Source organism: Cupriavidus sp. SHE (genome assembly GCF_000812445.1).
Taxonomy (GTDB): Bacteria; Pseudomonadota; Gammaproteobacteria; order Burkholderiales; family Burkholderiaceae; genus Cupriavidus; species Cupriavidus metallidurans.
Window position 1 is genome coordinate 18,629 of record NZ_JWMB01000042.1, and the last position, 12,705, is coordinate 31,333.

Consider the following 12,705-nt stretch of genomic DNA (forward strand, 5'->3'; position numbering starts at 1 on the left):
TCCGGCTGCCGCCATAAGACAAGAGGCCCCATGACCATCGATGCCGCGCTGGCGGACAAGATCCGCCGCACTCCCAAGGCCGAACTGCACGTGCATATCGAAGGCACGCTCGAACCCGAGCGCATCTTCAGGCTGGCCCAGCGCAACAACGTCAAGCTGGCCTATCCGGACGTGGAAGCGCTACGCGCCGCGTACGCCTTCACGGACCTGCAATCGTTTCTGGACATCTACTACGCCGGCGCCAGCGTGCTGCTGACCGAAGAAGATTTCTTCGACATGACGATGGACTACGTCAAGCGCGCCGCCGCCGACAACGTCCGCCATGCCGAGATCTTCTTCGACCCGCAGACCCATACCGCGCGTGGCGTGCCGATGGGCACGGTGATCGACGGCATCGCCGACGCACTGGCTCAGGCACGCACCGAGTACGATTTTTCGAGCAGCATGATCCTCTGCTTCCTGCGCCACCTGTCCGAGGAGGATGCGCTGGCCACGCTGGAGGCGGCGCTGCCCTACCGCGACCGCTTTGTCGGCGTGGGGCTGGATTCCTCGGAACGCGGCAACCCACCCGAGAAGTTCGCGCGTGTGTTTGCCCGCGCGAAGGAACTCGGCCTGCATCTGGTGGCGCACGCCGGCGAGGAAGGCCCGCCGCAGTACGTGACCGATGCACTGGACATCCTCAAGGTCGAGCGGATCGACCACGGCGTGCGCGCGATCGAGGACGAGGCGCTGGTGCAGCGCCTGGCACGTGAACGCGTGGCGCTGACCGTTTGCCCGCTGTCGAACCAGAAGCTGATGGTCCACCCCGACCTGCGCGATCACCCGATGAAGCGTCTGCTCGACGCCGGTGTGGCCGTGACGCTCCATTCGGACGACCCCGCCTATTTTGGCGGCTATATGAACGCGAACTGGGAGGCATCGTTCGACGCACTTCCGCTCGATGCGGCCGATGCCCACAAGCTCGCCCGCAACAGTTTTGAAGCGGCCTTCCTGCCGGACGTGCAGAAGGCCGAATTCCTGGCTGAAGTCGACCACTTCTGGTCGGCCACGCCCGCATCCCCGCCCGCGACGGCCAACGTGACAGCCACGACCTGACCGGGCGCATTCCAAGAACGCTGGATGCTTCGCCCGTTGCAATACCGAACGGGCGAGGCACCGGCCGCCCCGAAGACATGAAGATGACGACGACTTCCCCTGCATCTGGCGCCGACAACGCCGTGACCCGCGCAATCCGCGGCCGCATTCTGCACTTCCTGCGTGACCCGCAGTTTCATGACGACGCCTATCAGTATTGGGAAGACGGCGTCATGATCGTGAAGGCCGGCCGCATCGCCGCAGTCGGCAATTACGCGGACCTGTCACGCGATATCCCGCAAGGCGCCGAAGTCGTCGACCATCGCGGCAAGTTGATCGTGCCCGGGTTCATCGACACGCACATCCACTACCCGCAGACCGACATCATCGCGTCGCCGTCGCCGGGCCTGCTGCACTGGCTGGACACGTACACGTTCCCCGAGGAGCGCCGCTTCAGCGACCCCGCCTACGCGCGGGCCGTCGCCGATTTCTTCACCGACGAACTGCTGCGCAACGGCACGACCACCGCAATGGTCTGGAGCACCGTGCACGCGGCATCGGCCGACGCACTGTTCGCCGCCAGCCAGCAACGCCACATGCGCATGATCACGGGCAAGGTGCTGATGGATCGCAACTGCCCGGACTTCCTGCGCGACACGGCCGAGAGCGGCGCGCGTGAATCGGCCGACCTGATCTCGAAATGGCACAACGTCGATCGCCTGGCCTACGCGATCACGCCGCGCTTCGCACCGACTTCCACCGAGGCTCAGCTGGAAGCCTGCGGCGAGTTGGCGAAGGCCCACAGCGACGTCTTCATCCAGACCCACGTGGCGGAGAACCGCGACGAGGTGAAATGGGTGGCCGAGCTGTTCCCCGATGCGCGCAGCTACCTGGACGTGTACGACCGCTACAACCTTCTGCGCCCGGGCGCGTTCTACGGCCACGCGATCTACCTCGACCAGGATGACCGCCGCCGTCTGGCCGACAGCGGCGCGGCCGTGGCGCACTGCCCCACGTCGAACCTGTTCCTGGGCAGCGGCTTCTACGACTTCCACCAGTCGGATGCGAATCGCCTGAACGTCACGCTGGCGACTGACGTTGGCGGCGGCACGTCGTTCTCGATGTTCCGCACCATGAACGCGGCGCACAAGGTGGCGCGGATGGGCGGTTACCACCTGACCGCACTACGCATGTTCTACCTGGCCACGCGCGCTGCCGCCGAGGCGCTGGGCTGGCAGGACCGGATCGGCAGCTTCGAGGTGGGCTGCGAGGCCGACTTCGTCGTGCTGGACCCGGACGCCACGCCGCTGATTTCCCGCCGCAGCAGCCGCTCGGAAACGCTTGAAGAGCAGTTGTTCGCGTTCGCGATGCTTGGCGACGACCGGGTCATCGAGAACGTCTACATCATGGGCGAGGCCACCAGCCCGGTCGCCGCCTGATCGGACGTAGGCGGGGCATATTTGTGTGGATCGGCCGATTCCACCCAAACATGGTCCGCCGATGTGCTTTTTTGGTCTCAATGCGAATCCGCCCTCGCGGAGCATTGACCATAATCAACACAACGGTCATCAAAGCCTTCTAGCCTGTCACGCATATAAAGTCCGCCCATCCGGGCAGACGCACATGCATACCGACTCGCCAGACCTTTGATGACTGCCCCATCTGACACCCTCTCGCCGGCCGACGCCGACGCGATCTCGCAAGCGCCGAACCACGGCACGAACCGCCCCAAACGCCCGGCCAAGAACATCCCCCTGCCGGAGCCAATCGCCTTCGAGGCCCCGTTTCCGAACCGCAAGACGATCCGCAGCTGGCTGATTCCCCTCGGCGGCCGCAGCACCGCGCGCGCGCTGCTTCTGTTCGCGTTCGATTACGCGCTGTTCGCTGCCGTACTGGCCGGCGTGGTCCTGGCATCACCCTGGTGGGCCAAGGTTGGGCTCGGCGTGCTGGCCGGACTGATCATCGCGCGCCTGTTCATCATCGGCCACGACGCCTGCCACCAGAGCCTGACCGACCGTCGTGGCCTGAACAAGTGGCTGGGTCGTCTCACGTTCCTGCCTTCGCTCACGCCTTACAGCCTCTGGGAAGTCGGCCATAACGTCGTCCATCATGGATACACAAACCTGAAGGGCTTCGACTTCGTCTGGGCGCCCTACTCGCTCGAGGAATTCCGCGCGCTGCCGCGCAGCCGCCGGATTCTGGAGCGCATCTACCGCAACGGCCTTGGCGCCGGCCTTTACTACCTGATCGAGATCTGGTGGTTCAAGCTGTTCTTCCCCAGCAAGCGCCAGATGGCGACCCGTCGCCCGATCTTCATGTGGGACTGCGCGCTCGTGGCAGCTTTCGGCGCACTCTGGATCGGCGCGCTGGTATGGCTGGCCGTGGCCACCGGGCAATCCCCGCTGTTGCTGGTCGGCACCGGCTTCGTGCTGCCCTTCCTGATCTGGAACGCCACCGTTGGCTTCGTGCTGTACGTCCACCATACGCATACCAGCGTGGCGTGGTACGACACCAAGGCCATGTGGGCGAAGGCCCAGCCTTTCGTGTCGACGACCGTGCATCTGCGCTTCAACTTCGGCATCGGCGCGGCCCTGCATCACATCATGGAGCACACGGCCCACCACGTGGACATGAGCATCCCGCTGTACCAGCTCAAGCGCGCCCAGGCTCTGCTCGAGCACGCACTGCCGGGTCGCATCATCATCGAGAAGTTCTCGTGGCGCTGGTATTTCCATACAGCCCGCCGCTGCAAGCTCTACGACTTCAAGGCGCTGTGCTGGACGGATTTCCGCGGTCGCCAAACCAGCGAAAACGCTCCGACTCCGGTCTGAGCACATCGGGAATCGCAGAATTAGCGAGACTCCCTTGCATTGACAGAAACAGCGAGACGGGTGGACTTCGGTCGCCAGTCTCGCTAAAATGCGATCTTCCATTGGGGAGTAGCCGCCCTGATCTCACCGCGCCGCGCAATGCGGCACCCGGAAGACAGGGGCGTACGTCAACAGACTTGACCAAATGCCGACATGGCAGGCGGTTATGGCGTGCGCAGCCCAGGACCTTGTGTCCAGTGCCTGGCGAGACCGATGACCTCACCTTTCTGGCCGGGCCGGGAAAGGTGTGCGTCATTGGCATCTCGCGATGCATTTGCGGCCCGGTTATTCAAACGACAAAAAATGGAATCGTTCCTCGTCTCCACAGGCATCGTCGCGCTCGCTGAAATGGGCGACAAGACGCAGTTGCTGTCGCTCGTCCTGGCCGCGCGCTACCGCAAGCCAATTCCCATCATTCTGGGCATTTTGATCGCGACGCTAGTCAACCATGGCTTTGCCGGCGCGCTCGGCGGCTGGATCACGGGCATGGTCGGCGTAGACCTGCTGCGCTGGATTCTCGGCCTCGGATTTATTGCGATGGCCGGCTGGATGTTGATTCCGGACAAGCTCGACGACGCCGAGGAAGCCAAACCCGTCAAGGGTGCGCTCGGCATCCTGGGCACCACGATCATCGCGTTCTTCTTCGCCGAGATGGGCGACAAGACGCAGATCGCCACCGTGGCGCTGGCCGCACGCTTCCATGGCGAAGTGATTGCAGTGGTGGCCGGCACGACGTTCGGCATGATGCTCGCCAATGCCCCGGCCGTCCTGCTGGGCGACCGTTTCGCCAACAAGATGCCGATCGCCCTGGTGCACAAGATCGCTGCTGCGATCTTCCTGGTGCTGGGTCTGCTGGCGCTGTTCAACGTCGGCGGCTGAGAACCCTGGCTCCCCTCTCCCGCTCAGCGGGCGTGGGGAGAAGCAACTCAGATCCAGAAATAAAAAAACGGGGCCTAAGCCCCGCTCAAACCCTCGCCGGTCCGGAACAGCCAGCTGCAGACTGCACAGCCTCCGGACCGTCGATCACCGATGCTCGGTCAAAAAATCAGTTGGTGGTTTTCGCGCCGCCTTCGAACCATTGGCCAAGCAGCGCGCGCTCATCGTCCGTGATCTGCGTGACGTTGCCCAGCGGCATCGCCTTCTGCTGCACGGCCTGTTGATAGATCAGCTGAGCGTGCGCCTTGATGCCATCGGCGGAGTCCAGCTTGATCCCCTTGGCAGCGGTCGGCATCATCTTCGGCTGCTCGGCGTGGCACTGCACGCAACGCGTGTTGATGATTTCCTGAACCTTCACGAAGCTCACGGCATTGGCGGCGTCACCGGCAGCATTGCTGGCAACTTGCGGACGCGGCTGCGGCGCGATCATGAATGCCACTACGCCCAGGCAGGCCACGCCGGCGGTCGGCCATGCGAAGTTGATCTTGCCCTTGTGCTTCAGGATGAAGAACTGGCGAATCAGCACGCCGGCCAGCATCACCATGATCAGCACGAGCCAGTTGTTCTTGGCCGCGTACGTCATGCTGTAGTGGTTCGACAGCATTGCGAACAGCACCGGCAACGTGAAGTACGTGTTGTGCACGCTACGCTGCTTGCCGCGCTTGCCGTGGATCGGATCCACCGGCTGGCCGGCCTTCAGCGACGCCACCACCTTGCGCTGGCCCGGGATGATCCAGAACAGCACGTTGGCACTCATGATCGTCGCGATCATCGCACCGGTCAGCAGGAATGCCGCGCGGCCCGAGAAGATATGGCACGCCACAAACGCCGCGACCGCCACATAGACCGCCACCAGAATGCCTACGGTACGGTCGCTCTTGCCGAAGATGCGGCAGATCGAGTCGTAGACCACCCAGCCAAGCACGAGGTATGACACGGCAAAGCCAACGGCGGCGCCGGGCGACATGTCGTACACATTCTTGTCGATCAGGAACGTGCTCGCGTTGAACAGATACAGCACCACCAGCAGCGCAAAACCGCTCATCCACGTCGAATACGACTCCCAGTAGAACCAGTGCAGGTTCTCCGGCAGGCTCTTCGGCGCGGTCAAGTACTTCTGCGGGTTGTAGAAGCCACCGCCGTGCACGGCCCAAAGTTCACCGTCGACACCCTTGTCCTTGAGGTCGCTGGCCGTGGGGCGCGTCAGGCTGTTGTCCAGCCAGACGAAGTAGAACGACGAACCGATCCAGGCAATCGCCGTGATCACGTGGAGCCAACGCAAGAGCAAATTGGCCCAGTCGAGAATATAGCCTTCCATGACTTGTCTCCTTTATTCCCGTCCGCCTTGATCAGCTGCCGCGGTAGGTCGAGTACGACCACGGCGACACCAGCAGCGGCACGTGGTAGTGCGCGGCGGTATCGGCAATGCCGAAGCGCAGCGTCACCACGTCCAGGAATGCCGGTTCGGGCAGTTTGACGCCCTGGGCACGGAAATAGTCGCCGGCGCCGAACTCGAGTTCGTAGACGCCCGCCACGAGGTCGGCGCCTTCCAGCAGCGGCTGGTCGCAACGGCCATCGTGATTCGTCGTGACCTTCTTCAGGGTCTCACGACGATTGTCGACAATTTTATGGAGAGTGATCGACATTGCGGCGCCAGGCGTCCCGGCTGCCGTGTCGAGAACGTGAGTGGTCAAGCGTCCCATCCTGTTCTTCCTTTGGGGTGTGGGTTGTGAGGGGCGCCGCTGCCTTCACTAGCACCATTTTGAGGAATGGTGCCCGCTCGGTACGTGTTTCAACGCATCCCGGCGCTGGATTGGTGCGAGGCGACAATGCGCCCGCGCCATCCTGATGACAACTCGGTATATACCCGTAGTTGTCGAAAACCTGAGGCGGTTTTGTTGACAATGGTGCTTGCATATCCAAATAATTGTCAACAATTTTTAGATCTGCACGGCCGCATGATCGGTATCAAGGCGCGTGATGTCGGTTTGATAACCACTCGCTACGATCGCCAACCATCGCCACCTTGCATTGCGAGTGACCAGGATGTCCAAGAATCTCAAGCTTATTGCCGCGGCCGACGCCCTGCCGGCGCTCACCGACAACAAACCGGCCCGCAAGGGCTCCGTCGAGGAGCGCATGTATCACGAGATCTATGACGCGATCATGGAGCACCGGCTGCCTCCCCGGACCAAGCTGACCGAGCATTCGCTTTGCGAGATCTATGCCACGGCCCGTCATACGGTACGCAAGGTGCTGTCGCGCCTGGCCGCCGACGGCATGGTCGATCTGGAGCCGAATCGCGGCGCGTTCATCGCCAGCCCGTCCACGGACGAGGCGCACGACATGTTCGAACTGCGCCAGATGCTGGAGCGCGCCGTGCTCGATAAGCTCGCCTCCCTGCCCAACGTGCGCACCGTGATCGCCCCGCTGCGCAAGATGGTCAATGACGAGCGCCAGGCCTTCCTGACGCACGAGCGCCCACGCTGGATCCGCCTCTCGGCCGAGTTCCACACCGCGCTGGCCGAACTGTCCGGCAACCAGTTGCTCGTGACGATGATGCGCCGACTGGTGTCGCGCACCACGCTGATGATTGCCAGCGTGGAGTCGCCGGGCCACAACGCCTGCTCGTTCGACGAGCACGACGAAATCCTCGATGCACTGGAACAGGGCGACGCCGCCCTGGCCCAGACGCGCATGGCGCACCACCTTGGCGCCTGCGCGGAACGCGTTCAGCCGGATGAGCCCGGCAACTTCGATCTTCGCAGTGTGCTGGGCCGCTCCACCTAGCGCAATGTTCCCGCCGCCGGGCAACAGCCACCCCCTGTTGCCGATCTAGAACCAGCGGTCTCATCTGCCGAAAGACGCCCAACTAGAGGCCAGGCACGAGACCGGACAAGAGTCATCGACGGAAGTCCACCAAAAAGAGACACCGGCGAATGGCCAGGACAAAAACCCGGCGCGCGTTCCCATCCAAATCCAAAGGAGAGGAGACACACCCATGAATTCCGCAAGCACCACGGTCCCCACGGATCTCACAAACGAGCGGTTGCCCTCCGGGCGATTGCTTGCCCTGGGCCTGCAGCACGTGCTGGTGATGTATGCCGGCACGGTTGCGGTTCCGCTGATCGTCGGCGGTGCGCTCAAGCTTCCCAAGGATCAACTCGCGTTCCTGATCAACGCCGACCTGTTCGCGGCCGGCCTGGCCACGCTGATCCAGGCCTTCGGCTTCTGGAAATTCGGCATCCGCATGCCGGTGATGATGGGTGTCACGTTCGCGTCGGTGGCGCCGATGATCGCCATCGGCAACGATCCCAACGTCGGGCTGCTCGGCATCTACGGCGCGGTAATCGCGTCCGGTATCTTCGGCATATTGATCGCGCCGATGATGGGCCGGATGCTGGGACTGTTCCCGCCCGTGGTAACCGGCACGGTGATCACGCTGATTGGCGTGTCGCTGATGCGGGTGGGTATCAACTGGGCCGGTGGCGGGCAACCGACCACGCGCGCCGTGATCGACGGCGTGGTAAAGGAAGTGCCCAACCTCGCTTACGGTGACCTCAGCAACCTGGCCATCGCGGGCCTGGTGCTAGCCATCATCCTGCTGCTGAGCAAGTACGGTCGTGGCCTGGTGGCCAACTGCGCGGTGCTGCTTGGCATCATCATCGGCACGTTGGTGGCGATGGCACTGGGCAAGGTCTCGTTCGAAGGCCTCAACGAAGCCAGCTACGTCGCCGTGATCACCCCGCTGCATTTCGGCATCCCGAAGTTCGAACTCACCGCCATCCTCTCGATGTGCATCGTGATGCTGATCACGCTGGTAGAGTCGACTGGCATGTTCCTGGCCCTGTCCGACATCACCGGCCGCAAGCTTAGCCGTGACGACCTGACCGCCGGCCTGCGCGCAGACGGCCTGGGCACCGTGATCGGCGGTATCTTCAACACCTTCCCGTACACGTCGTTCTCGCAGAACGTTGGCCTGGTCACGGTGACCGGCGTGCGCTCGCGCTACGTCGCCGCGGCTGGTGGCTTGATCCTGATCGCGTTCGGCCTGTTCCCGAAGATGGCCCACGTGGTGGCCTCGGTGCCGCAGTTCGTGCTGGGTGGCGCAGGTATCGTGATGTTCGGCATGGTGGCCGCCACCGGCATCCGCATCCTCGGTTCGTGTGATTTCAATCGCAACCGCCACAACCTCTTCATCGTTGCGATCTCGATCGGCTTCGGCATGATCCCGACGCTGTCGCCGACGCTGTTCCAGTACCTGCCCAAGTGGACCGACCCGTTCACCCACAGCGGCATCGTGCTGGGCACCATCGTCGCCGTGGCGCTGAACCTGTTCTTCAACGGTATCCAGTCGGCCGAGGAAGCCATGCGCAATGCCGCCGCGAACTCGCACGGCACGGAGTGATTCCGAACAATTCAACTACAACAATCAATAGCGACAATCTGGCGCCGACAATCGATAACGGTCGACGTCAGATTGTCAAGCCCTACGGGAGCGTTTCTGGCATACGCCTTGCGTAAGTCCGGTCGCTTCGATGCATGGCTCCCGCGGGGCGAGCAGTTTCTCCTGAAGCAGAAATAAAGAGATGACACACGATAACTATCCACGCGATCTCATTGGCTACGGCGCGCAGCCACCGCACGCCCGCTGGCCGGGCGGCGCGCGCATCGCGCTGCAGTTCGTGCTCAATTACGAGGAAGGCGGTGAGAACTGCGTGCTGCACGGCGACGCGGCATCCGAGCAGTTCCTGTCCGAGATCGTTGGTGCCGCCGCCTATCCGGCGCGACACATGAGCATGGAGGGCATCTACGAATACGGCTCGCGCGCCGGCGTCTGGCGCCTGCTGCGCGAGTTCGAGCAACGCAAGCTGCCGCTGACGGTCTTCGGCGTGTCGATGGCGCTGCAGCGCCATCCGGAACTGACCCGCGCGTTCGTCGAACTCGGTCACGAGATCGCCTGCCACGGCTACCGCTGGATTCACTACCAGGGCATCGACGAAGCCATCGAGCGCGAGCACATGCGCATCGGCATGGAGATCATCAAGGAACTGACCGGCGAGATGCCGCTGGGCTGGTACACCGGCCGCGACAGCCCCAACACGCGCCGGCTGGTGGTCGAGCACGGCGGGCTGCTCTATGACGCCGACTACTACGGCGACGACCTGCCCTTCTGGACCGATGTGGAAATCACCGGCGGCCAGAAGAAGCCCCATCTGGTGGTGCCGTACACACTCGACACCAACGACATGCGCTTCGCCACGCCCCAGGGCTTCAACACGGGCGAGCAGTTCTTCCAGTATCTGAAGGATGCCTTCGACGTGCTCTACGCCGAAGGCGATCCGCAGGGCCAGGACCGCCCGAAGATGCTGTCGATCGGCATGCATTGCCGCTTGCTGGGCCGCCCGGGACGTTTCCGCGCGCTGCAGCGATTCCTGGATTACGTGCAGTCTCACGACAAGGTGTGGATCTGCAGGCGTGTCGATATCGCCCGCCACTGGATTGAAACCCACCCCTATCGGAGCCACGCATGAGCCAGACCACGTACACGATCGCCCAACTCAACACGATGCCCGAGGCCGAATTCATCGCGGTCCTCGGCGGCATCTACGAACACTCCCCCTGGTTCGCCGAAACGGCGGCGCGCAAGCGCCCGTTCGCCAATGCTGCGGAACTGGCGTCGGCCCTGCGCGGCGCCGTGGATGCCGCGGGCCAGGAAGCGCAACTCAAGCTCGTGCGCGCTCACCCGGAACTGGCAGGCAAGGCCGCGGTGCGCGGCGAACTGACGGCGGAATCCACGCGCGAGCAGGCTGGCGCCGGACTCGATCAGTGCACGCCCGAGGAATTCCAGCGCCTGCAGGGACTGAACGAAGCCTACAACCGGAAGTTCGGCTTCCCGTTCATCCTCGCGGTCCGCGGCTATGACCGGCACGGCATCATCGACGCTTTTGCAAGGCGCCTGGAAAACGCCCCGGAGGTCGAGTTGCAAACTTGCATCAACCAGATTCATCGGATTGCGCAGTTCCGTCTGAACGACTTAGTATCCGCCTGACCAAAAAAAGCACATCGAAAAAAGAGAGAGAAATCAGGAGCGTTCAGCAACAGATCGAGCATCACTGTGAGACAAGAACGTGCCAGGCGGCGCCAATTCCCGCGCGCCGCCCAGGCACGGAACTAGAGAGAACCCAGCAGGTTCCAGCACACAGGCAAGCGTTCTGAGCAGCATTACAACCACGGAGGTCTTAAACATGAAGAAGCAGTACAAGCCGGCTCTCAAGCTGGCGGCGATCGCAGCCACCCTTTTCTCCGGCGCGGCCATGGCCCAGTCCAGCGTGACGCTGTACGGCATGGCCGATGCTTTCATCGGAGGCGTCAAGAATCCGGGCTCGGGCGACCGCGCCTACGTAGTCAACTCGGGTGGCATGCAAACCTCGTACTGGGGCATCAAGGGTACCGAGGACCTGGGCATGGGCACGAAGGCCATCTTCGACCTGAACGGCTTCTTCCGCCCCGACACCGGTAGCATGGGCCGCTTCACCGGCGACTCGATGTTCAGCCGCAATGCCTTCGTCGGCCTGACGAACGAAACCTACGGCACGCTGAAGATCGGCCGCAACACGACGCCGTACTTCGTGTCGACGATCCTGTTCAACCCGTTGGTCGACTCGTACACGTTCAGCCCGATGATCTTCCACACGTACTTCCCGACGCCTCAAAACGTTGGCGGCGTGTCCGATCCGGGCATCCTGGGCGATTCGGGCTGGAACAACTCGCTGCTGTACTCGACGCCGAACTTCGGTGGCCTGACCGCGAACTTCATCTACGGCTTTGGCGAATCGCCCGGTAACAACGGCAAGAACAAGTGGGGCGGCAACCTGACCTACTTCTCCGGCAACTTCGCGGCGACGCTGGCATTCCAGCAGGTCAAGTTCGACGTTGCTCCGTTTGACCCGCAGAATGCCAATCTCGCGGGCCTCGACAAGCAGTCCGCCGTCCAGGCTGGCGTGACGTACGACTTCAAGATCGTCAAGGCCTTCCTGCAAGGCCAGTACATCAAGACCAACTTCAACACGAGCACCAATGGCGGCGACATCAAGCACATCGACGGCCAGGCCGGCGTCGCGGTGCCGGTTGGCGCAGGCAATATCCTGGCGTCGTACACCTACGGCCGCGTGCTGAACGAAGTTGCTGGCATCAAGCGCAATACGTTCGCCGTCGCTTACGACTACAACCTGTCGAAGCGCACCGACGTCTACGGTGCCTACTACTACGACAAGGTGTCGGGCGTCGAGCACGGCGACACCTTCGGTGTCGGCGTTCGCCACCGCTTCTGATCCCGGAAAATTCCGCCGGATCAATGGTTGTAAAGCCCGCCTCCGGCGGGCTTTTTTGTTGCGTGCCCCCATGACACAGGCGTCACAATGCTGCGCCGCATTGCAACAAGGCGCAATCAAAGCAGGATGGGAAGCCACTGCTCCATAGGCGGATTCAATTGGCAAGCCCTTCGTCCGCTGCCTAGATTAGTTTCCCGGCCTCTGTGCTGGGCCACGTAAACAGGAACGAATGAGGTGACGCATGCGGCGCTATGTGAAATCCCGGTCGGAACTGATGGCCATCCTGAGCCAGTGCCTGGACAACAATCCGGAGTGCGGCGAGGTTGAGTTGCACGCAATGCGCGTGCATCAGCCGGACCATACGGGTTGCAACTGGAGCGCCGAGGTGGATTTTCGCCAGGAGACTTTCCCCGATCTGGCACAGCAGATGGCCGCGGCCCGTTCGATCATCGTGGTGATGCGGGAGCAGTACAACGTGCTGCAGTAGAGAG

At 62.8% G+C, this 12,705-nt stretch carries 12 protein-coding genes and 1 riboswitch; of the genes, 10 read left to right on the forward strand and 2 right to left on the reverse strand.

The features are described 5' to 3' along the window. The first annotated feature begins 30 nt into the window (after positions 1 to 30). The 4 genes from RN01_RS20345 to RN01_RS20360 all read left to right on the forward strand — a co-directional run bounded on the left by RN01_RS20345 (position 31) and on the right by RN01_RS20360 (position 4,823). Positions 31 to 1,095 (forward strand): adenosine deaminase, encoded by a 1,065-nt coding sequence (locus RN01_RS20345; protein WP_017512371.1) that lies wholly within the window; start codon positions 31 to 33, stop codon positions 1,093 to 1,095. Between the two features lie 83 nt (positions 1,096 to 1,178). Beyond that, on the forward strand, positions 1,179 to 2,513 hold the full coding sequence (guaD, locus tag RN01_RS20350; RefSeq protein WP_024569101.1) for a guanine deaminase: 1,335 nt from the start codon (positions 1,179 to 1,181) through the stop codon (positions 2,511 to 2,513). 210 nt (positions 2,514 to 2,723) lie between these two features. Then, complete coding sequence (locus tag RN01_RS20355; RefSeq protein ID WP_017512373.1) at positions 2,724 to 3,905, forward strand: fatty acid desaturase; 1,182 nt, start codon at positions 2,724 to 2,726, stop codon at positions 3,903 to 3,905. Positions 3,906 to 3,996: 91 nt separating this feature from the next. Beyond that, positions 3,997 to 4,186: riboswitch (yybP-ykoY riboswitch) on the forward strand. Between the two features lie 61 nt (positions 4,187 to 4,247). Beyond that, positions 4,248 to 4,823, forward strand: a complete 576-nt coding sequence (locus RN01_RS20360; protein WP_017512374.1) for a TMEM165/GDT1 family protein — start codon at positions 4,248 to 4,250, stop codon at positions 4,821 to 4,823. A 166-nt stretch (positions 4,824 to 4,989) separates the two neighbouring features. On the opposite strand, the gene RN01_RS20365 is transcribed toward RN01_RS20360, so the two are convergent. Together RN01_RS20365 and uraH are read right to left on the reverse strand one after the other, a co-directional pair. Beyond that, a complete protein-coding gene (locus RN01_RS20365) occupies positions 4,990 to 6,198 on the reverse strand; it encodes a urate hydroxylase PuuD (RefSeq protein WP_011515712.1) in 1,209 nt (402 codons plus the stop codon). A 31-nt stretch (positions 6,199 to 6,229) separates the two neighbouring features. After that, positions 6,230 to 6,583: a hydroxyisourate hydrolase gene (gene uraH, locus RN01_RS20370; protein WP_011515711.1), complete on the reverse strand. Its 354-nt coding sequence runs from the start codon at positions 6,581 to 6,583 to the stop codon at positions 6,230 to 6,232. A gap of 343 nt (positions 6,584 to 6,926) precedes the next feature. On the opposite strand from uraH, the gene RN01_RS20375 reads away from it, so the two are divergent. The 6 genes from RN01_RS20375 to RN01_RS20400 all read left to right on the forward strand — a co-directional run bounded on the left by RN01_RS20375 (position 6,927) and on the right by RN01_RS20400 (position 12,701). Beyond that, positions 6,927 to 7,670, forward strand: a complete 744-nt coding sequence (locus RN01_RS20375) for a GntR family transcriptional regulator (protein WP_011515710.1) — start codon at positions 6,927 to 6,929, stop codon at positions 7,668 to 7,670. A gap of 211 nt (positions 7,671 to 7,881) precedes the next feature. Further along, on the forward strand, positions 7,882 to 9,288 hold the full coding sequence (locus RN01_RS20380; RefSeq protein ID WP_024569100.1) for a nucleobase:cation symporter-2 family protein: 1,407 nt from the start codon (positions 7,882 to 7,884) through the stop codon (positions 9,286 to 9,288). Between the two features lie 181 nt (positions 9,289 to 9,469). Then, a complete protein-coding gene (gene puuE / locus RN01_RS20385) occupies positions 9,470 to 10,414 on the forward strand; it encodes an allantoinase PuuE (RefSeq protein WP_008649761.1) in 945 nt (314 codons plus the stop codon). Next, positions 10,411 to 10,932: a 2-oxo-4-hydroxy-4-carboxy-5-ureidoimidazoline decarboxylase gene (gene uraD / locus RN01_RS20390; RefSeq protein ID WP_024569099.1), complete on the forward strand. Its 522-nt coding sequence runs from the start codon at positions 10,411 to 10,413 to the stop codon at positions 10,930 to 10,932. Before puuE ends, uraD begins: the two co-directional genes overlap by 4 nt. 196 nt (positions 10,933 to 11,128) lie before the next feature. Then, a complete protein-coding gene (locus RN01_RS20395; protein WP_011515707.1) occupies positions 11,129 to 12,214 on the forward strand; it encodes a porin in 1,086 nt (361 codons plus the stop codon). Positions 12,215 to 12,455: 241 nt separating this feature from the next. Then, positions 12,456 to 12,701, forward strand: coding sequence for a hypothetical protein (locus RN01_RS20400; RefSeq protein ID WP_008649756.1), 246 nt, complete (start codon positions 12,456 to 12,458; stop codon positions 12,699 to 12,701). The last annotated feature ends 4 nt before the right edge of the window (positions 12,702 to 12,705 follow it).